At 62.3% G+C, this 21,865-nt stretch carries 20 protein-coding genes and 1 tRNA gene; 10 read left to right on the plus strand and 11 right to left on the minus strand.

Annotation, left to right across the window (positions count from 1 at the left end; translation table 11 throughout):
- The 3 genes from FJ428_RS30505 to FJ428_RS11765 all read left to right on the plus strand — a co-directional run.
- Positions 1-257, plus strand: a 257-nt coding sequence (locus FJ428_RS30505; protein WP_210241343.1) for a hypothetical protein, incomplete at its 5' end; no start/stop codon positions are given.
- A gap of 204 nt (positions 258-461) precedes the next feature.
- A complete protein-coding gene (locus FJ428_RS11760; RefSeq protein WP_140625667.1) occupies positions 462-1,601 on the plus strand; it encodes a helix-turn-helix transcriptional regulator in 1,140 nt (379 codons plus the stop codon).
- Between the two features lie 368 nt (positions 1,602-1,969).
- On the plus strand, positions 1,970-3,751 hold the full coding sequence (locus FJ428_RS11765) for a hypothetical protein (RefSeq protein ID WP_140879484.1): 1,782 nt from the start codon (positions 1,970-1,972) through the stop codon (positions 3,749-3,751).
- Positions 3,752-3,969: 218 nt separating this feature from the next.
- Here FJ428_RS11765 and FJ428_RS11770 read toward each other — a convergent pair.
- A tRNA-Arg gene (locus FJ428_RS11770) sits at positions 3,970-4,046 on the minus strand.
- 85 nt (positions 4,047-4,131) lie between these two features.
- Complete coding sequence (locus tag FJ428_RS11775; RefSeq protein ID WP_140879485.1) at positions 4,132-5,295, minus strand: M20 aminoacylase family protein; 1,164 nt, start codon at positions 5,293-5,295, stop codon at positions 4,132-4,134.
- Positions 5,296-5,496: 201 nt separating this feature from the next.
- On the opposite strand from FJ428_RS11775, the gene FJ428_RS11780 reads away from it, so the two are divergent.
- Positions 5,497-6,657, plus strand: coding sequence for a D-alanyl-D-alanine carboxypeptidase family protein (locus FJ428_RS11780; protein WP_140500747.1), 1,161 nt, complete (start codon positions 5,497-5,499; stop codon positions 6,655-6,657).
- A gap of 3 nt (positions 6,658-6,660) precedes the next feature.
- Positions 6,661-7,785 carry a GTP-binding protein gene (locus FJ428_RS11785; RefSeq protein WP_140879486.1) on the plus strand — a complete coding sequence of 375 codons (1,125 nt, stop codon included), beginning with the start codon at positions 6,661-6,663 and terminating at the stop codon, positions 7,783-7,785.
- 13 nt (positions 7,786-7,798) lie between these two features.
- Here FJ428_RS11785 and FJ428_RS11790 read toward each other — a convergent pair whose 3' ends face one another.
- The 5 genes from FJ428_RS11790 to FJ428_RS11810 all read right to left on the minus strand — a co-directional run bounded on the left by FJ428_RS11790 (position 7,799) and on the right by FJ428_RS11810 (position 11,754).
- Positions 7,799-8,029, minus strand: a complete 231-nt coding sequence (locus tag FJ428_RS11790; RefSeq protein ID WP_181167283.1) for a sulfurtransferase TusA family protein — start codon at positions 8,027-8,029, stop codon at positions 7,799-7,801.
- A gap of 11 nt (positions 8,030-8,040) precedes the next feature.
- On the minus strand, positions 8,041-9,360 hold the full coding sequence (locus FJ428_RS11795) for a murein L,D-transpeptidase family protein (RefSeq protein ID WP_140879488.1): 1,320 nt from the start codon (positions 9,358-9,360) through the stop codon (positions 8,041-8,043).
- 252 nt (positions 9,361-9,612) lie between these two features.
- A complete protein-coding gene (locus FJ428_RS11800; RefSeq protein WP_140500751.1) occupies positions 9,613-10,563 on the minus strand; it encodes an acetyl-CoA carboxylase carboxyltransferase subunit alpha in 951 nt (316 codons plus the stop codon).
- Positions 10,564-10,661: 98 nt separating this feature from the next.
- Complete coding sequence (locus tag FJ428_RS11805; protein ID WP_140879489.1) at positions 10,662-11,579, minus strand: site-specific tyrosine recombinase XerD; 918 nt, start codon at positions 11,577-11,579, stop codon at positions 10,662-10,664.
- 22 nt (positions 11,580-11,601) lie between these two features.
- Positions 11,602-11,754 (minus strand): histidine kinase, encoded by a 153-nt coding sequence (locus tag FJ428_RS11810; protein ID WP_140500853.1) that lies wholly within the window; start codon positions 11,752-11,754, stop codon positions 11,602-11,604.
- A gap of 207 nt (positions 11,755-11,961) precedes the next feature.
- On the opposite strand from FJ428_RS11810, the gene FJ428_RS11815 reads away from it, so the two are divergent.
- Genes FJ428_RS11815 through FJ428_RS11825 form a run of 3 tightly spaced genes read left to right on the plus strand, consistent with a single transcriptional unit; the run spans position 11,962 to position 14,665 of the window.
- Entirely contained in the window at positions 11,962-12,573 is a 612-nt protein-coding gene (locus FJ428_RS11815) for a shikimate kinase (protein ID WP_140500753.1), read from the plus strand.
- A complete protein-coding gene (gene aroB, locus FJ428_RS11820; protein WP_224518914.1) occupies positions 12,570-13,775 on the plus strand; it encodes a 3-dehydroquinate synthase in 1,206 nt (401 codons plus the stop codon). Before FJ428_RS11815 ends, aroB begins: the two co-directional genes overlap by 4 nt.
- The gene (locus FJ428_RS11825) at positions 13,772-14,665 is read left to right on the plus strand and encodes an HlyC/CorC family transporter (protein ID WP_140500755.1); all 894 of its coding nucleotides are present in this window, start codon (positions 13,772-13,774) and stop codon (positions 14,663-14,665) included. The genes aroB and FJ428_RS11825 overlap by 4 nt, the downstream gene beginning before the upstream one ends.
- Before the next feature lie 47 nt (positions 14,666-14,712).
- On the opposite strand, the gene FJ428_RS11830 is transcribed toward FJ428_RS11825, so the two are convergent.
- From FJ428_RS11830 to FJ428_RS11840, 3 genes are read right to left on the minus strand one after another with little or no spacing between them, the layout of a single operon-like run.
- Positions 14,713-16,257, minus strand: coding sequence for a SpoVR family protein (locus FJ428_RS11830; protein ID WP_140500756.1), 1,545 nt, complete (start codon positions 16,255-16,257; stop codon positions 14,713-14,715).
- Between the two features lie 10 nt (positions 16,258-16,267).
- Positions 16,268-17,578, minus strand: coding sequence for a YeaH/YhbH family protein (locus FJ428_RS11835; protein ID WP_140525767.1), 1,311 nt, complete (start codon positions 17,576-17,578; stop codon positions 16,268-16,270).
- Positions 17,579-17,597: 19 nt separating this feature from the next.
- The gene (locus tag FJ428_RS11840; RefSeq protein ID WP_140500854.1) at positions 17,598-19,547 is read right to left on the minus strand and encodes a PrkA family serine protein kinase; all 1,950 of its coding nucleotides are present in this window, start codon (positions 19,545-19,547) and stop codon (positions 17,598-17,600) included.
- Positions 19,548-19,888: 341 nt separating this feature from the next.
- On the opposite strand from FJ428_RS11840, the gene FJ428_RS11845 reads away from it, so the two are divergent.
- On the plus strand, positions 19,889-20,695 hold the full coding sequence (locus FJ428_RS11845; protein WP_140651058.1) for an alpha/beta hydrolase: 807 nt from the start codon (positions 19,889-19,891) through the stop codon (positions 20,693-20,695).
- Between the two features lie 55 nt (positions 20,696-20,750).
- On the opposite strand, the gene FJ428_RS11850 is transcribed toward FJ428_RS11845, so the two are convergent.
- The gene (locus FJ428_RS11850) at positions 20,751-21,053 is read right to left on the minus strand and encodes a BolA family protein (protein ID WP_140560160.1); all 303 of its coding nucleotides are present in this window, start codon (positions 21,051-21,053) and stop codon (positions 20,751-20,753) included.
- Positions 21,054-21,236: 183 nt separating this feature from the next.
- Here FJ428_RS11850 and FJ428_RS11855 point away from each other — a divergent pair, with 183 nt between their 5' ends.
- Positions 21,237-21,857 (plus strand): J domain-containing protein, encoded by a 621-nt coding sequence (locus FJ428_RS11855; protein WP_140500760.1) that lies wholly within the window; start codon positions 21,237-21,239, stop codon positions 21,855-21,857.
- Positions 21,858-21,865: the final 8 nt, after the last annotated feature.

Raw genomic sequence — 21,865 nt, forward strand, 5'->3', positions numbered from 1 at the left:
GCAAGGGTGGGGGCAAGGGTGGAAGCAAGGGGTCAAGTCGTGACGGTGCGATGGAGATCGAAACCGGGCTGATACCCAGTTCAGTCAACGCAACAAACCCTACGCAGGTAAGATCTTTCAAAATTTTCGAAGGCAAGGGATGTCGCCGCGACTACGCACGGTTTTGCCCGACGAAACCGATGGGTAAATGCGACCTTGAAAGCCAGATCGAACGGCTTTCACCTGCGTGCAGAGATTTCGTCGAGAAGCATCGGTGAAGTTGCGTGGCTATTATGCTAATGTAGCTATCTCTCATTCGATGCGTCAGTCTGACGATAGGTCCTCAGCTGACCGTCTGTCGAGCATGGCCGCGGGAAATAAACATCCCTGGCCCGAGCCGGTTGCGGGGCCTGTAGCTGGAGGGCCGTCAACGGGCCATGAGGAGAAAAAGGGCGAGAAACCGGGATCGCGACGCAAATCCTATGTCCGACAATCGGAACATTGCCGCTGCGATCGAGGCTTGCTACGACGCCGCGTTCGAGTTTAGGCAGTGGCCCGCAGCGCTTCAAATGCTGGCCCACTCCCTGGGAGCCACAAGTTGCGTTATCCGCACCTGCGATCCAACTCACCCGTTTCGTAGCGATCAGCGATCGCCGACCGCGCTCAGACCCGATTCGACCGAACATGCCGAATTCGCCGCCCTTTGGATCGAAAGAATCGAAGGTGCTCCCGATCCGCATGAACGTAGACCGCGCAAGAGGTTGGCAAAACTGACAGACAGCTTCGTTGTCGAGGATGAGATCACCACTCGTGATGAGCGCGAGGTTCTCCCTTATTACCAAGAAATCGCGCGTCCAGGCGACCGGGAATGGTGGGCTGCAATAGACTTCATGGTGAAGGATCGAAGGTGGATGCTCTCGATGTTTCGTGACGCTCATAAGGGGCCATTCTACCGGAATGAAGCCGAGGATTTCTTGGCGATCGTTCCGTCGATGGTTCGCATCATCAGTGCTGCGGAAAAGGTTTGGGAAACGGCAGTCGAACCGAACCTGGCCATTCTGGATCGGATGGGAAGCGCAGCGCTGTTGCTGAATTGCCGAGGCCGCGTCACCCGCTACAATAAACACGCGGAAGCTCTGCTTGGTACTGGCCTCGTTATCCACGGTGGTCGTCTCCGGGCGGCAGATCGGCCCAGTGATTCACGCTTGCAGAAATTGATCGCAGGCGTGGTCAGCCAATGCGGCGACTTGAGCGACGGGGAGCCCGTTTTGATTGCTCGCGAGGGTTCGCCATGGCTTCTTGCTGAAGCCATTCCGATGACCTCGTTCGTCCATGACCTCTTTAACGGCGGAGACGCGCTCCTCTATTTTACCGATCTTGTGGCCGAACCGGCGCTACCCAAGCAACTGATAAGGCACGCCTTTCAACTAACAGCAGCCGAAACGCGGCTGGCCTGCCGCCTTGCCGATGGCCGAGGTATAGGCGCGGCAAGCTCTGCCCTGGGAATTGGCCGTGAAACCGCCAGAACCCAGCTCCGTGCAATATTCTCGAAAACAAGCACCGGAAGTCAGGCGGAACTCGCGAAGCTCTTGTCCCGATACCAAGGGTCCTCCACGCATTGAAGTCGCGGTGTCACCCGTTCGGGTGAAGCCCTGACGGTCCAAGGGTTGCACTCTGCGCTGAATCGGGGCCGTGGCACTTCACAACAACAGGCGCCGGTCTCGATCCGATACGTCTCAAGCGGGGCGGGCGGTCAGACGATATTTGGTTTTTGCAACGGCGCGTGCCTGAATCCCTCTGGTGTCCGACTAGTGCCTTCGGGCCGAAGAGGTGAGCAGAAAACATCGCGTCCGCTATTACATTAGCAGTAGGAAATATATTGCCAAACGGCGGCGCGAGGCGGATCATCAACGCCCGCACCTCCGATCGAGAATTGGAAAGACAGGGCTGATCGGAGCTTGCCGATCGTACCGAACGCCAGGAGGTTCAGATGAAACTGCGTGCTTGCCTGCCAAGTGCAGGATGGACAGCTATTGCCTTAATGAGTTTCGGCACAGGTGCTGCCATTGCTTACGCCGCGGACAGTCCGTTGCAGTCGCAGCTTGCGGCGCCAAGAGTATCGTTGCCGGGGGAACTCGACATCACACACTGCGTCGCTCTGGCCGCTGCCGGCCAATCACTGGCCCCGCAAGACTTGAAGGCCTACGAGGAGGCCCAGCCGCCATTGTGGGATGACCTGGGCTCCCTGAGCTATCCGATCAGCACAAAGAGCGCCGATGCCCAAAAATACTTTGACCAGGGGCTGCGGTTCGCCACCAACTTCAATCACGCGGAGGCGCGACGCGCCTTCCGCAAGGCACAAAGCCTCGATCCCGACTGTGCGATGTGCTTCCTCGGCGAGGCACTGGTCCTGGGCCCGAACATCAACGTGCCGATGGATCCCACCGCAAATGCACCAGCGATCACTGCTCTTCGAAAGGCGCAGGCGCTTTCATCCGGTGCCACCGAGAAGGAGCGGGGACTGATCGAGGCGGTCGCCACGCGGTATTCCGAAGATCCCAAGGCCGATCGAAACACCCTGAACGCCGCCTTCGCCGATGCAACTGCGGCGCTTTCCGACAAATATCCTGACGATCTCGAGCTCGCTGTGCTGGCCGCAGAGGCCGGCATGGACACGCAGCCTTGGGACTATTGGCAGCCGGGCGGCAAGGAACCCAAGGGCCGCACCGCCGACATCCAGAGGCGGCTGGAAGGCGTTCTCGCCAGGAAGCCCGACAATCCGATGGCGATTCACCTCTACATTCATCTTGTTGAGGCCTCGGGTCGTCCGGAGCGCGCCGAGCCCTACGCGGACCGGCTAGCAGCGCTGATGCCGGGGGCCGGACACATCGTCCATATGCCGAGCCACATCTACTATCGCGTCGGCCGCTACACGGATTCGCTGAAGTCCAACGAAGCTGCCTCGAAAGTGGACGAGACCTATCTCGCCGAAACCGGCGCTACCGGTGTCTATCCGCTCGGCTACTATTCCCACAACGTGCACTTCGTATTGGTTTCGGCCCAGCTCCTCGGTGACTCGAAGACGGTGCTTGCAGAGGCTGAGAAGCTGGACAAGTTTCTGACTAACGAGGTGGCCACGGCAATACCGATCGTGCAGCCGGTGAAGGCAGCTCCGTATTTCGCCTGGGCGCAATATGCCGAACCGGATGCGATCCTGGCTAAGGCCGAGCCGGCCGGCGCGCCGCCTTACATCACATCGATGTGGCACTATGCGCGCGGCGTCGCCCTGGCCGAGAAGAAGGACGCCTCGGGCGCGCGAGTCGAGGCGGACGCCATCCACAAGATCGCTCAGGAAACCGACTGGTCGGTGCACGATGCCTGGGGAATCCCGGCATTGTCGGTCCTGCAAGTGGCCGAAGATGTCGTACGTGCCCGCGCTGCGCAGGCCGAGAATGACGTCGGCGGCTCGATAGCCTTCTGGAAGAAAGCGGTCGAAACGGAGGACACGATCCCCTACATCGAGCCTCCGTACTGGTATTATCCCGTGCGGCAGTCCCTCGGTGCCGCCCTCCTCAAGAACGGTCAGCCGGCGGACGCGGCGAAGGAGTTTGTGGCGGCGCTCCACCGCGCACGCAGCAGCGCCTGGGCACTGTTCGGGCTGCAGCAGGCGGCGGAGGCCCAAGGCGATACTGCCGCCGCAACGAAAGCCGCGGACGAACTTTCCAAAGCCTGGAAGGGCGATCCGGGCATGCTGACACTGGAACGGCTCTGAACCTCATCCCGGACGGGACCGCTGCGGTCCGTCGACCGGGCTCCAACCAATCACCCAATTCCCGATTTGTCGGAACGTCTGCAAGCGCTTTTCTGACGTTATTCGAACGGTAGAAATCCGCATGCAGGTTCCGTACAGATGACCGATGCGACCCCGGTGATCGGCTCTGGTTTCAGTCCGATTCAGGTCCGACAGTATCCGGGTTAAGCAGCAAAACGTGGTGATCCCGACAGGAATCGAACCTGTGACCTACAGATTAGGAATCTGCCGCTCTATCCTACTGAGCTACGGGACCACGCGGCCCGACACATAGCCGCTTCCGATCGTTTCGCCAAGGGGCGGGCCGAACACAATCGGCCGGCCCCTGCCGCCGTCAGGCCTCAGGCGGCGAGCGCGGTTTCGGCCAGCTTCACCCAGTAGCTCATGCCGTGCGGGATGGCCTCGTCGTTGAAGTCATAGGCCGGGTTGTGAAGGCCGGCGGTGTCGCCATTGCCAATGAAAATGAAGGCGCCGGGCCTGGCTTCCAGCATATAGGAGAAGTCCTCGCCGCCCATCACCGGCTGGATGCCGCGGTGGACATGAGCGTCGCCGGCGACGTTTGCCGCGACGTCGCTGGCAAAAACCGTCTCTTCCGCATGGTTGAAGGTTACGGGGTAGTTCGCCTGATAATCGACCTCGATCTTCGCGCCGAAGGCCGTGGCCAATCCGTCGCAGATGGCACGAATGCGCTCTTCCGACTTCTTGGCGATTTCCTTGCGCAAGGTGCGCACCGTGCCTGCGATCTCCGCCGATTCCGGGATGATGTTGTAGGCGTCGCCGGCATGGAATTTGGTCACCGACACCACCACGGCTTCAACCGGGTCGGTGCTGCGCGAGGCGATCGTCTGCAGGGCGCCGACCAACTGGCTGGTGATGACGATCGGGTCGATCGTGCCGTGCGGCATCGCCGCATGGCCGCCGCGGCCTTTCACGGTGATGGTGAATTCCGCGGTCGCCGCCATGATCGCGCCCGGCCGGATGGCGAACTGGCCGACCGGCAGGCCCGGCATGTTGTGCATGCCGAACACTTTCGCGATGTCGAAACGCTCCATCATGCCGTCCTTGACCATCTCGTTGCCGCCGCCGCCGCCTTCTTCGGCCGGCTGGAAGATGACCGCCACCGAACCGGCGAAGTTGCGGGTCTCGGCGAGATATTTCGCCGCACCCAAAAGCATCGCCGTATGGCCGTCATGACCGCAGGCATGCATCTTGCCGGGAACGGTCGAGGCATAGGGCTTGCCGGTGATCTCGTTAAGCGGCAGCGCGTCCATGTCGGCGCGCAGGCCGATGGTGGCGCCTTCGCCCTGGCGGCCGCGAATGATACCCACGACGCCGGTCTTGCCCAGCCCCGTCACCACATCGTCGCAGCCGAAGGCCTTCAGCTTCTCGGTGACGAAGGCGGCTGTCTTGAAGACGTCGAAATTCAGTTCCGGGGTCTGGTGCAGATATCGTCGCCAGCCGGCAACCTCGTCCTGCATTTCGGCGGCACGGTTCAGGATTGGCATGATGGTTCCATCTCGCTGTTGGGGCAGGTCCGCTGCCTTGCAATTGTGATCGTCAGGCACTTTGCCATGTTGACGTCACATAGAGTAAATAGCACCGCAACAATGCGGTCCGTTTTTGAGGGCGGACTCATTTTGCTGGCGATCGCGTAAATCTTACGGAGCCAGGGGCGACTACGGCAAGAGGCGATTTCGGATTCGATCATGCGGCACAGGCATTTCCTCAAACTATTCTGCGCGGGCGCCGTGGCGTTCTCGGCGCTGGCCGGGCCGGCGCTGGCCAATCCGGTCGTGCTGTTCGACCTGAACAGCGGCAAGATCCTCCAGCATCAGGACGCGTTCAAGCGCTGGTACCCGGCATCGCTGAGCAAGCTGATGACGGCCTATGTGACCTTCCGGGCGATAGCGGCCGGCGAGGTCCGGCTCGATTCGCCGATCAAGGTAACGAAACATTCCGCCGCCGAGCCGCCGAGCAAGATGGGCTTCAAGCCAGGCTCGGTGATGCGGCTCGACAATGCGCTGAAGATGATGCTGGTCAAGTCGGCAAACGACATCGCCATGGCCGTCGGCGAGAATGTCGGGGGATCGCAGGCAGCCTTTGCCGAGCGCATGAACGCCGAAGCGGTCCGGCTCGGCATGAACGGAACGCATTTCGTCAATCCGAACGGGCTTTATTCGCCGGACCAGTACACCACAGCGCGCGACCTGGCCGTGCTGGTGACGGCGATCCGCCGCGAGTTTCCGCAATATGCGCCGTGGTTCTCGATCGAGGGGCTTGCGGTCGGCAAGAAGGCGATCCCCAACTACAACCTGTTGATCGGTCGCTATCCCGGGGCCGACGGCATGAAGACGGGCTTCGTCTGCCCCTCCGGCTTCAACATGATCGGTTCGGCGACCCGCAACGGCCGCACGCTGGTGGCGGTGGTGCTCGGCGAGAAGTCGGCGATCACCCGTGCCGAGGCCGCGGCCAAACTGCTCGACCAGGGTTTCGATACGCCTGCCGCCGGCTCGGCCACCATTGCCACGCTGGCGCCCTACGGCGACACCATCTCGCCCAACGACATGCGTGACGAGATCTGCAAGAAGAAGGCGCCGGCTGAGCAGTCCGAGGCTCCGCCCGTCGTCGCCAAGAACGTGCCGAAATCGCCCTACCAGGAAAAGCTCGACCACGTGCCGACACTGGTTGCCGTGGGGCTTGGCGGCGCGACCGGCCCGACCCCGCTGGCCATGCTCGCCCAGGGCAGCCAGGAATATGCCGACGTGCCTATTCCGACCTGGCGGCCGGACAGACCGGCGCCCGGCGCCGGCCCGACGGTGGCGGGCTCGGCTGCGCAGGGCGACCAACCCGTCAAGGTTGCGAACTAGGCAATGAGTGGTTTTCCCATCCCTGTTTCCGTGCTGACCGGTTTTCTCGGCGCCGGCAAGACGACGCTGCTCAACCGGCTCCTGAAGGACCCGGCGCTGGCCGACACGGCCGTCATCATCAACGAATATGGCGAAGTGGCGATCGATCACCTGCTGGTGGAACAGGCGTCCGACGGCATCATCCAGCTTTCGGACGGCTGCCTTTGCTGCACGGTACGCGGCGAACTGGTCGACACGCTGGCCGATCTGGTCGACCGGCTGCAGACCGGCCGCATCGCCCGCCTTGCCCGCGTCATCGTCGAGACCACCGGCCTTGCCGATCCGGCACCGGTGCTGCAATCGATCATGGCGCATCCGGCACTGGTCCAGGCTTTCCGGCTCGACGGCGTCATCACCTTGGTCGACGCGGTCAACGGCGATGCCACGCTCGACGCCCATGTCGAGGCGGTCAAGCAGGTCGCCGTCGCCGACCGCATCGTGCTCTCCAAAACCGATCTGGTCGCTGGTCCGGATGGACTGGAAGCGCTGCGGACGCGGCTGCGGCAGATCAATCCGGGCGCCGAACTGCTGGCTGTCGACGATGCGAAAACGAGCGTCGCGGCGCTGTTCGACTGCGGCCTCTATAACCCGGCGACCAAATCAGCCGATGTGCGGCGCTGGCTCGGCGAAGAAGCGATGCATAACCATGATCATCATGATCATGACGGGCATGACCACGGGCATGACCACGGGCACGGCCACGACCACGGGCACCGGCATGATCAGCGCATTCGCACCCACTCCCTGGTGCATGACGGCCCGGTGCCGTTCTCGGCCATCGAGATGTTCCTCGATCTTTTGCGCTCCACGCATGGCGAGCGCCTGTTGCGCATGAAGGGCGTCATCGAACTCGAGGAAGATCCGTCGCGGCCGCTGGTGGTGCATGGCGTTCAGAAAATCCTGCATCCGCCGGCTCGATTGCCGTCCTGGCCGGACGGCCAGCGCGGCACCCGGCTGGTGCTGATCACGCTCGACATGCCCGAAGATTATATAAGGCGACTGTTTGCCGCCTTCACCAACCGGCCGTCGATCGACACGCCCGACCGCGCGGCGCTGGAGAACAATCCCCTGGCGATCGCGGGACGCTGACCCTTTACGACAGCTATTCGCCGCGCTCGACCAGGAAGCGGTGACCGCCTGATATGGCGGATGTCTCTACGAGATGATGACCAGAGTCGGCGCAGAACGCCGGAATGTCGATAACGGCGAGCGGATCGGTCGTTTCCAGCCAGAGCCGGCTGCCCGGCGGCATCCCGGCCAGCCGCTTCTTCGCCTTCAGCACCGGCAAAGGGCAGTTCAGCCCCTTCAGATCGTAGACGGTGTCGTTGGTCACGGCGAAAAATGTCAGCCGCCGAACATGCCGAGTAGCTTGTTCTTCAGCCTCGTCACGCGGCTCTCGTCGGCACTCGCGGCCTGCGTTTCGGCCGGCGTTGCGGGCTCGGCCGGCGCTTCGATCGTCGCGGTGGCGACAGGGGCTTCCTTGGCGGTCTTGGCCGCTTCCTTTTCGGCCAGCGCCTGCGCCTTGGCGGCTTCCTTTTCGGCCAGCGCTTGCGCCTTGGCCTGCTTGGCAGCTTCTATCGCGGCCAGCCGCTGCTCCTCGGCTTTTTGCTTCGCGGCCTTTTCGGCATCGAGCGCGGCCATCTTGCGGCCGGCGGGCGAATCGATGCGGCCCATGCGCGCCGTCTCGGTGACCGAGCCGTCCGAGTTGAGCGATGGCGGGTCGATCGGCACGCGCTCGCCGCGCGCACGGCGCTTGGACCAGTCGGAGACGATGCTGGCTTCCTTGATGCCGGCGATGGTGGGCTTGGGCGCCGGCGTGCTTGCCTTGAGGGCGCCGTTGAACGCAGCCTCATACGTGCTCTGATAGGCACTGTAGGCGCTTTTCAGCGAATCCGGCTGCGTGGACGCAGGGCAGGGGCCGGTCGGATTGAATGTGGTGCCTTCTGGAGCCACCTGGTTGAAGACGTAGCGCTTCTCGCAAACGTCGACTTTCGGCGGTACCTTGGTGATCTCGAAATTGTCGTAGCCGACCTTCAGCATCTTCCAGAATTCGTAATTCGGGTCGTTGCGGTAGCGCGCCATGTTGGCGGCGGTCATGCGGAACGGGAAGGCCTGGATCTGGAACTCGGTCTGGCCGCCCTGGAAGGCATCGCGGCCGAACGCATAGATCTGCTCGATCTGGGCATCGGTCATCGAATAGCAGCCCGAAGACGAGCAGGCGCCGTGCACCATCAGGTTGGAGCCGGTGCGGCCGTTGGCGCGGTCATAGGCGTTGGGATAGCCGATGTTGAAGGACAGATGGTAGTTCGAGCGCGGGTTCATCTGCGCCGGACGCACGGTATAAAAACCTTCCGGCGCCTGGCGGTCGCCCTCGGTGTATTTCGGCCCGAGCTTGCCCGACCATTTGCAGATATCGTAGCTGGCGACCATGTCGTAGCGGCCGTTGGTCTTGGCCTTCCAGATTTCTAGCTTGCCCTCTTCCTTGAAGATGCGCGCCATCACCGAGGAGGTGCGCACCATGCCCTTGGCCCTCATGTCGGCCAGGATCTTGTCGGGCAGAGGCTTGTTGGCCTCCGGGGCAAAATCCTTCATCGACGAATCGTTGCAGCCGGCGACGGCTATCGCGGTGATGAGAATTCCGGTGCGGGCAAGCTTGGCAAACATGGATAAGGCTACGTCTTCTCTTTCGGGCCAATGGCTTCGAAACGGCCGAGCCCGCATGCTGAACACAGACGGACCGTAAGCCCGTTAACCTTGAAAATTCCTTACCGCAAGCCTCGGCCAGCCCTCACGGCAATTCCATTGAACCGAATCCGGCGGCATTTTTGTGGCGAAATTGCTCATCGCCGCCACATTGCCGTGGAGCGTTGCCGTGGAGGCGGCTTGCGGCGGCCTGGTTGAGCCGCCAAATCGTGATCAGAGGCTGCGGCCCATTGCCAGATACTTCTCGCGGCGCTGCTCGCGAAAATCCATGTTGGCGCCGGCAAAATCCTTCATCGTCCTGGCGATGAGATCGCCCGTCGCGGCAATCACCGTTTCGGGTGCGCGCTGGGCGCCGCCGATCGGTTCGGGAATGATGGCGTCGATGATCTTCAGTTCCAGAAGGTCCTGGGCGGTGATCTTCATGTTGGTCGCCGCGTCCTTGGAGCGCGTCGTGTCGCGCCACAGGATGGAGGCCGCGCCCTCGGGCGAGATCACCGAATAGATGGCATGTTCCAGCATGTAGACGCGGTTGGCGGTGGCGATGGCAATGGCGCCGCCCGAACCGCCTTCACCGATGACAACCGAAATCGATGGCACCTTGAGCGCAAGGCAGGCCGAGGTCGAACGGGCAATGGCTTCGGCCTGGCCGCGCTCCTCGGCGCCGACGCCGGGATAGGCGCCGGCCGTGTCGACCAATGTCAGCAGCGGGATCTTGAAGCGGTCGGCAAGCTCCATCAGCCGCACGGCCTTGCGATAGCCTTCGGGGCGCACCGAGCCGAAATTGTGCTTCAGCCGGCTCGCCGTGTCGGAGCCCTTCTCCTGGCCGAGGATCGCTACCGGTTCGCCGCGGAACCGGGCAAAGCCGCCGACGATCGCCTGGTCCTCGCCGAAATTGCGGTCGCCGGCGAGCGGCGTGAAATCGCTGAACAGGCCCTTGATGTAGTCGACGCAGTGCGGCCTGTCGGAATGGCGCGCCACCTGCACCTTCTGCCATGGGGTCAATGCCTTGTAGAGATCGCGCAGGGCATCGCGCGACCGCTTCTCGAGCCTGCTGATCTCGTCGGCGACATCGACCGCCTCGCCGTTCTCGGCAAGCTTCTTCAGTTCCAGGATCTTGAGTTCCAGATCCTGCACCGGCTTTTCGAAATCGAGGTAGTTGTACATGCTTGGGCGGACCGATACGTCGGAAGCAAAGACTGGCGGGACCCTGAAATCCGGGGCTCCGGGCGATGGAACGTCGCCCTCACATAGCGATATGAGGTCTAGTCGGCAAGCGGGTGATGATCGTTGACCAGCCGCACCAATCGCTCCTCCAGCACATGGGTATAGATCTGTGTCGTCGATATGTCGGCATGGCCGAGCAGTTGCTGCACGGCCCTGAGATCGGCCCCGTTCTGCAAGAGATGGCTGGCGAAAGCATGGCGAAGCACATGTGGCGAGACCTTGGCCGAGGCGATGCCGGCCCGGGCCGCCAGCCCCTTGAGGTCGCGAGCGAAGACCTGGCGCGAGAGGTAGCCGCTGTCCGACGCGGCAGGAAACAGGAACGGGCTGTCAGCGAAAGCGGACACCTTGGCCCGGGCGGCGAGCCAGGCTCGCATCGCCGCGCGCGCCTTGGCCGACAGCGGCACCATGCGCTCCTTGTCGCCCTTGCCGCGCACCATGAAGAAGCGATCGTCGCGTTGCGCCACCGTCACCGGCAAGCCGACCAGTTCCGAAACGCGCAGGCCTGTCGCATAAAGCACTTCGACCAGCGCGTGCAGACGCAGCGCCGCCAGCCTGTCGCTCTCGCCAAGCCCGGCATCGCCGGCCTCCTGCGCGGCGCGGTCGATCAGCCGGCCGGTGTCGGCCTCGCTCATGGTCTTCGGCAGCGGACGGCCTTTTTTCGGGCTGTCCAGCGTGCCGGTCGGGTCGTCGCCGCGCAGACCCTCGGCGTAGAGGAATTTGAAGAACTGGCGGATCGCCGACAGTTTGCGTGCCTGCGATGTCGGGGCGAAGCCGCGTGCGGCGATGTCGTCGAGATAGGCGAGGATGTCCGCGGCGCCGGCGCCGGCAAGACCGCCAGGGATTTCCTGCGAAGCGTCATCGAGGTCGCGGCGATAGGAGGAAAGCGTGTTTTCGGCGGCACCCCGCTCGGCGCTCATCATCTCCAGAAAGGCTTCGATGCGGGCGGCGCTGTTCATTTCCTGAAGTTTTTCTTCGGGCTCAGTTTTTCTTTGGGTTCAGCTTTTCCGGAGGGATGCGCACGCTCATTTCCGCCTTTTTCGGCTCGACGAACATCACCAACGCGAACATCGTACCATAGGCGATGCCCGCCAGAATCGCTGTTATCACGACAAGGCGAAACAGTGTCGGCATCAATCTTCGCCCGTCTTCTTGTTCTGCGTTTCCAAACCCTGTGCCCTTATGGGACGCCAATCCGGCCAATTCAAGCAAGAAGCTGAAGCGCGCCGGCAACTTCCAATGCAGCCGGTTCCTCGCTCGCGGGAGGCCAGCCTGCCTCAGTGCGCTTGACGCAACCGGGCTTTTCATGTCGATACGCCGGCAAAGAGGGCTTCGAGGCTGATGAACGCGCTACCAGCAAATCCTCCGGGCGGGAGCCATGCCGCGCTGCTGGGCAGGCTCGGCGGCCGCTCCATCGTCTTTGTCGGCCTGATGGGCGCCGGCAAGACCGCGATCGGCCGCAAGGTCGCCACCGTGCTGGCGCTGCCTTTCATCGACAGCGACCAGGAGATCGAAAACGTCTCGCGCATGACCGTTCCGGAACTGTTCGAACGCTATGGCGAAACGGAGTTCCGGGCGCTGGAGCAGCGCGTCATCCTGCGCGTGCTGGAAAACGGCCCGCAGGTGCTGTCGACCGGCGGCGGCGCCTTCATGAACGCACAGACGCGCGAGGCGATAGCGGCACATGGCGTGTCGGTATGGCTGAAGGCCGAACTCGACCTTTTGATGGACCGGGTCTCCAAGAAACAGAACCGGCCGCTGCTGAAGAGCCCCGATCCGCGTGGCGTGCTCGAGCGGCTGATGAGTGAACGCTATCCGGTCTATGCGACATCGGACGTCACCGTGCCGACCCGCGACGACCGCAAGGAAGTCATCGCGGCCGAGGTGGTGGAGGCGCTGTGCCGGCATTTCGATATAGCCCAGACCACTCCCGCGGGCGAGGTCGAACCATGAGCGCCGCTGCTGCCGTTGCCGTCGAGGTCGGACTTGGCGAGCGGGCTTACGATATCCTGATCGGGCCGGGGCTTTTGTCGCACGCCGGCGCCGAGATGTCGCGCCGCCTGCCGGGCCGACGCGCCGCGGTCGTGACCGACGAAAACGTCGCGGCGGCGCATCTCCATACGCTGAAGGCCGGCTTGCTCGAGAGCGGCATCGAGCCCGCCGTGATCACGCTGCCGCCCGGCGAGAAAACCAAGAGTTTCGCGCATCTCGAAGCGGTGGTGGACGGCGTCCTGGCCGCGAAGCTGGAACGCGGCGATGTCGTCATCGCCCTCGGCGGCGGCGTTATCGGCGACCTGGCCGGCTTTGCCGCCGGCATCGTGCGCCGCGGCATGAACTTCGTGCAGATCCCGACCTCGCTCCTGGCGCAGGTCGATTCCTCGGTCGGCGGCAAGACCGGCATCAACAGCGCGCGCGGCAAGAACCTGGTCGGCGTCTTCCACCAGCCGAAGCTGGTGCTGGCCGATACCGGAGTGCTCGATACGCTGCCGATCCGCGAATTTCGCGCCGGCTACGCCGAACTCGCCAAATACGGGCTGATCGACCGGCCCGAATTCTTCGCCTGGCTGGAGAAAAACTGGGCCAGCGTGTTCGCCGGCGGACCGGAGAGGGTAGAGGCCATCGCCGAGGCCTGCCGCGCCAAGGCCGATGTCGTTGCCCGCGACGAGTTCGAGACCGGCGACCGCGCGCTGCTCAATCTCGGCCACACTTTCGGCCATGCGCTGGAGGCCGCCACCCGATATGACGGCGCCCGCCTCGTGCATGGCGAGGGGGTCGCCATCGGCATGGCGCTGGCGCATCGCTTCTCGTCGCGGCTCAACCTGGCCAGTCCTGACGCCGCGGCGCGCGTCGAGGCGCATCTCAACACGGTGGGACTGCCGTGGCGGATGGCTGACATTCCCGGCGAACTGCCCGACGCCGATGCACTGCTTGGCTTCATCACCCAGGACAAGAAAGTGTCGCGCGGCGCGCTGACCTTCATCCTGACGCGCGGCATCGGAGAGGCCTTCATCGCCAAGGACGTGCCGGCCTCGGAAGTGCTGTCGTTCCTCAGGGAGAACCACCCGAGCGCGACGGAAAGCCGTCCGGGCCGGCAAGGAAGCCGTCCGGACAGGCAAGAGAGCCGTCCGGACAGGCAAGGAAGCCGTCCGAAATGAACGGGGCCGGCTGGATCGTCGTCGCTTTCCTTGCCGTCCTCATCCTGTTGGCCGTCGCCATGCGCACGCGCCTGCTTGCCGCTTTCGGCTATGAACTGTCGCGCATCGAGCCGCAGCGTTCGAGCGGGGACGAGCTGCGCGGCGCCGTCGACGATTTCCGCCGTGACGGCCAGGTGGTGCGCGAGGAGCGCGATCGCATCGGCGGGTTGTTCGACCTCGAGGAGCTCGAAGTCTCCGACGTCATGGTCCACCGCACCAATATGCGCTCGGTCAACGCCGACAATGCACCGGAAGCCGTGGTGCGCGAGATCCTGCAGAGCCCGCACACCCGCATGCCTTTGTGGAAGGGGTCGCTCGACAACATTGTCGGCGTGCTGCACGCCAAGGACCTGCTGCGCGCCCTCAACGATGTCGGCAACGACTTCTCCAGGATCGATGTGATGAAGATCGCGTCAAAGCCCTGGTTCGTGCCCGATACGACGACATTGCAGGAACAGCTCAACGCCTTCCTGCGCCGCAAGGCGCATTTCGCCGTCGTCGTCGACGAGTATGGCGAGGTCGAAGGGCTGGTGACGCTGGAGGACATCATCGAGGAGATTGTCGGCGAGATCGCCGACGAGCACGATGTCGACATACAGGGCGTCAAGCAGGAGGCGGACGGTTCCGTCGTCGTCGACGGAACCGTGCCGATCCGCGACCTGAACCGGGCGCTCGACTGGGACCTGCCGGACGAGGAGGCAACCACCATCGCCGGCCTAGTCATCCATGAGACGCAGTCGATCCCCGAGGAGAAGCAGGCCTTCACCTTCCACGGCAAGCGTTTCATCGTCATGAAACGCGACAAGAACCGCGTCGCCAGGCTCAGGATCAGGCCGGCAGGCGACAGCTGAACGGTCCATCGTGTCGCAGACACGCACAACCGCGTCATCCCTGATGCTCAACAGTCCTTGGTCGAGCGTTCGCCGACCATTGCGTCGGTGTCGGCGTCGACGGCCGCCAGGCTGACTTCATAGCCCCAGAGATGCCGGATGTGGCGAAGGGTCGCGTCGCGGCTGTCATTCTCCAGCACGACCCCATTCTTCACCTTGTGCTGTAGCCGCAAATGCCGGTCGCCGAGCAGGTCCACGTCCACAACCTGGATGTCGGGCCGGCTCGCGCCCACATCATAGCTGTGGGCCAGCGCGGCGCGTATGTTGTTGTAGCCCCGCTCGTTGTGGATCGATGCTACTTCGTAGTGCGGTTGGTCGGCTCCATCGGCCAGGACGAAGAGCCGCCATTTTCGTATCAAGGTCGGGCTGAGATACTGGCGAATGAAGGATTCGTCGCGGTGGTTGGCCCAGGCGTCGAGCAGCGTCTCAAGCCAGTCGCCACGGCCGGCTATGTCCGGGAACCAGTCGCGATCTTCGGCTGTCGGCTCGGTCGAGATGCGCTGAATGTCCTGCATCATGTCAAGCCCGAGCGCGTAGGGGTTGATGCCGGAAAACCGCTGGTCGTCGAAGGATGGCTGGAAGATCACGTTCGAGTGGTTGCGCAGGATTTCGAGCATCGCGCCTTCGGTGATCCGGCCACGGTCGAACAGCATGTTCATGAGCGTGTAGTGCACGAAAGTGGCGCAGCCTTCGTTCATCACCTGGGTTTGCCGCTGCGGGTAAAAATACTGCGCAATGACGCGGACGATCCTGAGGATCTCGCGCTGCCAGGGTTCGAGGACAAGGCTGTTCTTCTCAAGGAAATAGAGCAGGTTTTCCTCGGGCAGATTGAGCGATTTCTTCCGCTCCGACACGCCTTCATCGCCCGCTTCGGAGTTGTCGGCGTCCTGCGCGGGCGGCAGGGTGCGCCATAAGTCATTGTAGGAACGCTCCTCGTATTCGAGGCGCTCGCGAAGTCCCTCGCGCTGCTGCTCCGACGACAGTTTCGGCGGCCGGTGATACCGGAACACGCCTTGCTCCATCAGCGCGTGTGCGGAATCGAGAATGGCTTCCACGGCAGCCAGGCCGTGCCGCTCCTCGCACCGGGCGATGTAGCCCTTGGCAAAGTCCAGATAGCTCAGGATTCCTCCGGCATCCGTCCATTGCCGGAAAAGGTAATTGTTCTTGAAGAAGTGATTGTGTCCAAGTGCTGCATGGGCGGTCACCAAGGCCTGCAGCGCCATGGTGTTTTCCTCCATCAGGTAGACGATGCAGGGATTGGAATTGATGACCAATTCATAGGCCAGCCCGCGACCGCCTTTGCGATAGAGAAGCTCGTTATAGAGGAAATGCTTGCCGAACGACCAATGCCGGTACATCAGCGGCATGCCGACCGACGAGTAGGCGTCGAGCATCTGCTCGGAAGAGATGACCTCCATCTGCACCGGATAGGTGTCGAGATGAAGCTGGTCGACCGCAATCGCCTCGATCTCCTCATAGACCCGCGACAGCTTTTTGAAATCCCAGTCGGATCCGGAGAAAAGCAACCCCGATTTGTTGGCCTGGCCAGCCATCCGGCACCCCTTACGCGCTCTTGGCCATAGCCGGCTGCCTGGCGAAAAGCTGGCGAAATACCGGGTAGATGTCGGCCGGAGCGGCGATGCGCCTCATCTGGAAGTTCGGCCATTTTTGCTCGACGGCGCTATAGGCGCGCCAGAGCGAGGTGCCATTTTCGGTCGAGCCGAAAATATGACTTTCGCGTTCGTCGATGATCTCCACATAGGCGAAATACTGGCACAGGCGCATGAGCTTGCCGTGGAGCAGTTCTATGCAGCGCTGCGAGTCGGTGGCGAAATTGTCACCGTCCGAAGCCTGGGCGGCATAGATGTTCCACTCCGTGGCCGGATAGCGTTGTTCTATGATGCGTTGCATTTCCTCCAGCGCGGTGGAAACGACCGTGCCTCCGCTTTGCGTGCAGTAGAAGAATGTCTCTTCGTCCACCTCCTGGGCCTCGTGCGTGTGGCGGATGAAGACGATCTCCGTGCGCTCATAGCGTCGGGTCAGGAACAGGTGCAGCAGAACGAAGAAGCGCTTGGCCAAATCCTTCTCGCGCTCGCCCATCGACCCGGAGACGTCCATCAGGCAGAACATGACGGCGCTGGCATTCGGCACCGGCTGCGGGTCGAAGCGATTGAAGCGGATGTCGACGGGATCGACAAAGGCAATACGCTTTCGGCGGCGCTCCAGCCGCTCGAGTTCCTCCCGCAAAGTCAAGATGCGTTCGCGGGTCGCGGCGTTTGGCGGCTTCGATTCCAGTTTGGCCAGCTGCCGGAGGATCGCATCCAGCTCCGGCTGCTTTGGGCGCCCAAGCGCGATACGGCGGGCGTGGCTGTTTCGCATCGTGCGCCCGACATTGATGTTGGTCGGTGATCCTGTTGCCGCAAAACCTGCCCGCCTTGGCTTGAATGCGAGTATCTGCTTGAGATTGAGCTTGACCAGATCCGGCAGTTCGAGATCCTCGAAAAAGAGGTCGAGAACTTCCTCGCGCGAAAGCACGAAGCGAAAGTCGTCCTCGGATGCCGTGTTTCCCGGCGACGAGGAACCTGCGCCGCCCTGCCCGGGTTTGGGCACCAGGTCACCGGGAATGAACGTCCTGTTTCCTGGCAGGATGTGCTGGCGCCGGCCGCTGTCCCTGGCATCGCTGAAGGTCGGTTCGCTGGTGCCTCTGTGAGGCATCGGCACGGCATGCCCGCTGTCCACATCGGCGATCCGGCCCGTCCTTATCTGGTCACGGATGCTCCGCTTGAGTTCTTCCCGCGCGCGCCTGAGAAAGCGCTGGCGATTGCCCAGGTTCTTGTCCTTCGGATTGAGGCGGCGGTCGATGAAGATCGGCATGGAACCATCCGGGCTTTTCTCAGCCCGCCTTGTTCACGCGCATGTACCAGTCGACCAGCCGCCGTACCTGCCGCTCGGTGTAGCCGCGTTGCACCATGCGCTGCACGAATTCATTGTGCCGCTTTTCCGTGACGCTGTCCTGCTTGGAGCCGAAACTGATCACCGGCAGAAGATCTTCGACTTGGCCGAACATGCGCTTCTCGATAACCTCGCGCAGCTTTTCGTAGCTTGTCCATGATGGGTTGCGGCCGTGGTTGCGTGCCCGGGCACGCAGCGTGAACTTGACCACTTCGTTGCGGAAATCCTTGGGGTTGGCGATGCCGGCCGGTTTTTCGACCTGCGACAATTCCTTGTCCAATATCTCGCGATTGAGGATCTGGCCCGTATCGGGATCCTTGTAGTCCTGATCTTCGATCCAGGCATCGGCATAGGCGATGTAGCGGTCGAATAGGTTCTGGCCATACTCGCTGTACGATTCCAGATAGGCCTTCTGGATCTCGTGGCCGATGAACTCGGCATAGCGCGTTGCCAGTTCCGACTTGATGAACTCGAGATAGCTCGCTTCCGTCTCCTTTGGGAACTGCTCGCGCTTGATCGCCTCTTCCAGGATGTACATCAGGTGCACGGGATCCGCCGCGACCTCGTTGGTGTCGTAGTTGAATGTCTGCGACAGGATCTTGAAGGCGAAGCGCGTGCTTACGCCGGTCATGCCCTCGTCGACGCCGGCGGCGTCGCGATATTCCTGAACCGACTTGGCCCGGGGGTCGACCTCCTTGAGGTTTTCGCCGTCATAGGCGCGCATCTTGGTGTAGAGCGGCGAATTGTCGTGCTCGGCAAGACGGGTCGAGACCGTGAACCGGCTGAGAATATCCAGCACTTCAGGTGCGCAGGGGCTGCCGGCCAGCTCGCTCTCGCGCAACAGTTTCTCGTAGATATGCCTTTCTTCGGTGATCCGCAGGCAATACGGCACCTTGACCACGAGGATGCGGTCGAGAAAGGCCTCATTATTCTTGTTGTTCTTGAACTGTTGCCACTCCGATTCGTTGGAATGGGCAACGATGATGCCCTGATAGGGGAAGGCGCCGAAATTCTCGGTGCCGTTATAGCTGCCTTCCTGGGTCGCCGTCAGCAGCGGATGCAGGACCTTGATGGGCGCCTTGAACATCTCGACGAATTCGAGCAGGCCTTGCGTGGTCCGGTTCAGCCCGCCGCTGTAGGAATAGGCGTCCGGATCGGACTGGCTGAAATCCTCCAATTGCCTGATGTCGACCTTGCCAACCAGAGCCGAGACATCCTGATTGTTCTCGTCGCCAGGCTCAGTCTTGGCTATAGCGATCTGGCGCAGCCGCGAGGGCATCAATTTCACCACGCTGAATTTGGAAATGTCGCCAGACAATTCATCAAGCCGCTTGGCCGCCCAGGGCGAGATAATGCCGTTGAGGCGACGCCGGGCTATGCCGTATTTGTCCTCCAGCAGGTCGCCCATGCGATCGGGATGGAACAGGCCGAGCGGCGACTCGAAAATCGGACTGATCTGATTGCCGGCCTTGAGCGTGTAGATCGGGCGTTCCTCCATCAGTTTCTTCAGCCGTTCGGCCAGGGAGGACTTGCCGCCGCCGACAGGGCCGAGGAGATAGAGGATCTGCTTGCGCTCCTCGAGCCCCTGCGACGCATAGCGGAAATAGCCGGCGATGCGTTCGATCGTATCCTCCATTCCGTAGAAATCGGAGAAGGTGGGATACACCTTGACCGTGCGGTTGGAGAAAATGCGGCCGAGCCGCTCGTCCTTGCTGGTGTCGACCAGGTTCGGCTCGCCGATTGCCTCGACCATCCGTTCCGGCGCCGAGGCATACATTGACTTGTCTTCCCGGCAGGCAAGGAGATACTGCTGGAGGCTTATTTCCTCCTGGCCCGCGTTTGCATAAATCTCCGAAAACAGATCGAAGACGTCGGACTGGTTCTCACCCATGATGGTTGCCCTCAGAGCCATTCTGGCTGCCGCCCGGCTCATCTCATTCAACTACCGGGATGCATTGTGGTTCCCTCCACATTGGAGAGAGAGCGTGTATCTGCATCGAACTTGGACAGCACACAGTTACAATGCTCGTCTGATATCTCAGGTGGTGATGGCCAGAGGAGACCGTCAAGGGCAAATATCGATTTCGTGAACCGAACGGCAAAGCGAGTGCATTGATGCGGCTGGTACGGTGTTGAATCAGATCGTTGAGCACTCCCAAGTCTAACGGGATGCTCGTGGTGCGTGCGGGCATTCCTCGTCTACATATCGGGCCCAACGATCGGGAGATTGCGATGATCGATCGACGAAGCCTTATTCTGGTCTCCGCGGCGGCGATGTTGCCATTGGGCACATCGGTCGCATGGGGCCAGCGCCAACCCGTGCCGACAACCTTCGATTACGGGCCGGCCAAGCTCGATATCTATGCGCCGGATGGCGCACGCGGATTGCCGGTCGTCTTCTTCGTCCATGGCGGCGCCTGGCGCTCCGGCAAGCGCTCGCAGGTCAACGCGAAGCCGGCCTTCCTGCTCGCCAACGGGTTTTGCCTGGTCTCCATCGACTATCGCATGCTGCCCGAAGCGGAGGTCGCCACCCAGGCCGACGATGTCGAAAAGGCCTATGCCTATGTCCGCGCCAACATTGCCCGGCATGGCGGCGATGCCAGGCGGATCGTGGCCATGGGCCATTCGGCCGGTTGCCACCTCGTTGCGCTGACCGGCATGCGTGGCGGTCTACCGGGTGTCGCCGCGCTGCTTCTCGACGACACCAGGGCCTATGACCTCGCCGCGCTTTCCAGGAATGGCGGCATGGCGGGGGCCTATGCGCGGGCCTTCCCCGATCCCGCGCAATGGGCGGCGTTGTCGCCGGCCAGTTATGTAGATGGCCGCAAGCACCCGCCGACCTTCATCGCCTACTCAGGCGCTTCGGGCCGGGACGGGGACTCCAAGGCGTTCGCCGAGCGCTTGCGCGCCACCGGCACCAAGGTGACGCTGTTCGACGGCAGCGCCTATACGCACATGTCGATCAACCGCGATTTCGGCGAGGATGGCGACGCCTTGACCGGGGCGGCACTGGCATTCCTGAAATCGGCGGTTGGGTGATTGCGGCATCGAAACGGAGCTCTGAACGTCACCGCGAGGAGCGAGGAGGACCGGCCTACCAGCGCGTCTTTTCGCCGGGAGCCGCCGGTTCGATCGCCAGCGCGTGCAGGCCAGCCTTCAATTCGTCGGCCAAAAGCGCGTTGACCGCGCGGTGGCGCTCGATGCGGCTCATGCCGGCAAAATCCTGCGAAACAATGCGGACGCGGAAATGCGTCTCGCCGGTGCCGTCGAACGTAGCCTGGTGGCCGGATTCCACATGATGATGGCCGGCGTGCAGATGGCTTTCGTTGATGACGACCAGCCGCTCCGGCGAAAATGCCTTGCTCAACTTGTCTTCCATGGTTGCCTGTATGGACATTGCCGTCTCCCTTCACCACATATCGCCAGCGGGATCGCGGAAGCCGAACCGACTTCGTTGCATGTCGCGCTTCAACAAAATCGGTCCTTCGCCTGCTTTATGCCGCGATTCAGCGGTTAGGGCGATCATCGCGAAAATGTCAATTCTTGTTTCGCATCTGCGAACGCCCCATAAATGGGTTAGATGAAGCCGTATCCCAAATATTTCGAGAAGATCCGCATCCGCCAGGAGAAGGACGCGGAGCTGAAGTCGCACGCGCCGATCTGCCAGTGGGATGGCTGCAAGGAGGCGGGCACCCATCGCGCTCCGGTCGGGCGCATGAAGGAGGGCGAGTATTTCCGCTTCTGCTTCGACCATGTGCGCGAGTACAACAAGGGTTTCAACTATTTTTCCGGCGTTCCGGACACCGAGGTCGCCCGTTTCCAGAAGGAGGCGATGACCGGCCATCGGCCGACGTGGAAGATGGGCGTCAACGGCGCCTCGACGCGCTCGTCTCCCGATATGGCGCAGATGCGCTCCGGCCGCGCCGGCTACTACAACCGGATGCGCGACCCGTTCGACCTGTTCAAGGGGCCGAAGGATCCCCGGGAGGTGCGCGAGCGCAAGGCCAAGCCGCTTGAGGCCAAGGCGCTGGAAACGCTTGGCCTTGATACAAAGGCGACTGGCAAGGAGATCAAGGCGCGCTATAAGGAACTGGTGAAGCGTCACCATCCGGATGCGAATGGCGGCGACAGAGGTTCGGAAGACCGGTTCCGCGATGTGCTCCAGGCCTATCGCGTGCTCAAGCAGGCGGGTTTGTGCTGAGCGACCCA

Origin of the sequence: Mesorhizobium sp. B2-8-1, from assembly GCF_006440955.1 — a bacterium.
Taxonomy (GTDB): Bacteria; Pseudomonadota; Alphaproteobacteria; order Rhizobiales; family Rhizobiaceae; genus Mesorhizobium.

Bases quoted from the DNA above. Each gene is read 5' to 3' on its own strand.
- FJ428_RS11830 (WP_140500756.1), bottom strand. From the start codon at position 16,257: ATGGCTGGCCAGGCCAACAAATCGGGGTTGCTTTTCTCCGGATCCGAC.
- FJ428_RS11840 (WP_140500854.1), bottom strand. From the start codon at position 19,547: ATGGGTGAGAACCAGTCCGACGTCTTCGATCTGTTTTCGGAGATTTAT.
- FJ428_RS11795 (WP_140879488.1), bottom strand. From the start codon at position 9,360: ATGTTTGCCAAGCTTGCCCGCACCGGAATTCTCATCACCGCGATAGCC.
- FJ428_RS11785 (WP_140879486.1), top strand. From the start codon at position 6,661: ATGAGTGGTTTTCCCATCCCTGTTTCCGTGCTGACCGGTTTTCTCGGC.
- FJ428_RS11845 (WP_140651058.1), top strand. From the start codon at position 19,889: ATGATCGATCGACGAAGCCTTATTCTGGTCTCCGCGGCGGCGATGTTG.
- FJ428_RS11805 (WP_140879489.1), bottom strand. From the start codon at position 11,579: ATGAACAGCGCCGCCCGCATCGAAGCCTTTCTGGAGATGATGAGCGCC.
- FJ428_RS11825 (WP_140500755.1), top strand. From the start codon at position 13,772: ATGAACGGGGCCGGCTGGATCGTCGTCGCTTTCCTTGCCGTCCTCATC.
- FJ428_RS11855 (WP_140500760.1), top strand. From the start codon at position 21,237: ATGAAGCCGTATCCCAAATATTTCGAGAAGATCCGCATCCGCCAGGAG.
- aroB (WP_224518914.1), top strand. From the start codon at position 12,570: ATGAGCGCCGCTGCTGCCGTTGCCGTCGAGGTCGGACTTGGCGAGCGG.
- FJ428_RS11775 (WP_140879485.1), bottom strand. From the start codon at position 5,295: ATGCCAATCCTGAACCGTGCCGCCGAAATGCAGGACGAGGTTGCCGGC.
- FJ428_RS11765 (WP_140879484.1), top strand. From the start codon at position 1,970: ATGAAACTGCGTGCTTGCCTGCCAAGTGCAGGATGGACAGCTATTGCC.
- FJ428_RS11780 (WP_140500747.1), top strand. From the start codon at position 5,497: ATGCGGCACAGGCATTTCCTCAAACTATTCTGCGCGGGCGCCGTGGCG.
- FJ428_RS11810 (WP_140500853.1), bottom strand. From the start codon at position 11,754: ATGCCGACACTGTTTCGCCTTGTCGTGATAACAGCGATTCTGGCGGGC.
- FJ428_RS11760 (WP_140625667.1), top strand. From the start codon at position 462: ATGTCCGACAATCGGAACATTGCCGCTGCGATCGAGGCTTGCTACGAC.
- FJ428_RS11800 (WP_140500751.1), bottom strand. From the start codon at position 10,563: ATGTACAACTACCTCGATTTCGAAAAGCCGGTGCAGGATCTGGAACTC.
- FJ428_RS11850 (WP_140560160.1), bottom strand. From the start codon at position 21,053: ATGTCCATACAGGCAACCATGGAAGACAAGTTGAGCAAGGCATTTTCG.
- FJ428_RS11835 (WP_140525767.1), bottom strand. From the start codon at position 17,578: ATGCCGATCTTCATCGACCGCCGCCTCAATCCGAAGGACAAGAACCTG.
- FJ428_RS11815 (WP_140500753.1), top strand. From the start codon at position 11,962: ATGAACGCGCTACCAGCAAATCCTCCGGGCGGGAGCCATGCCGCGCTG.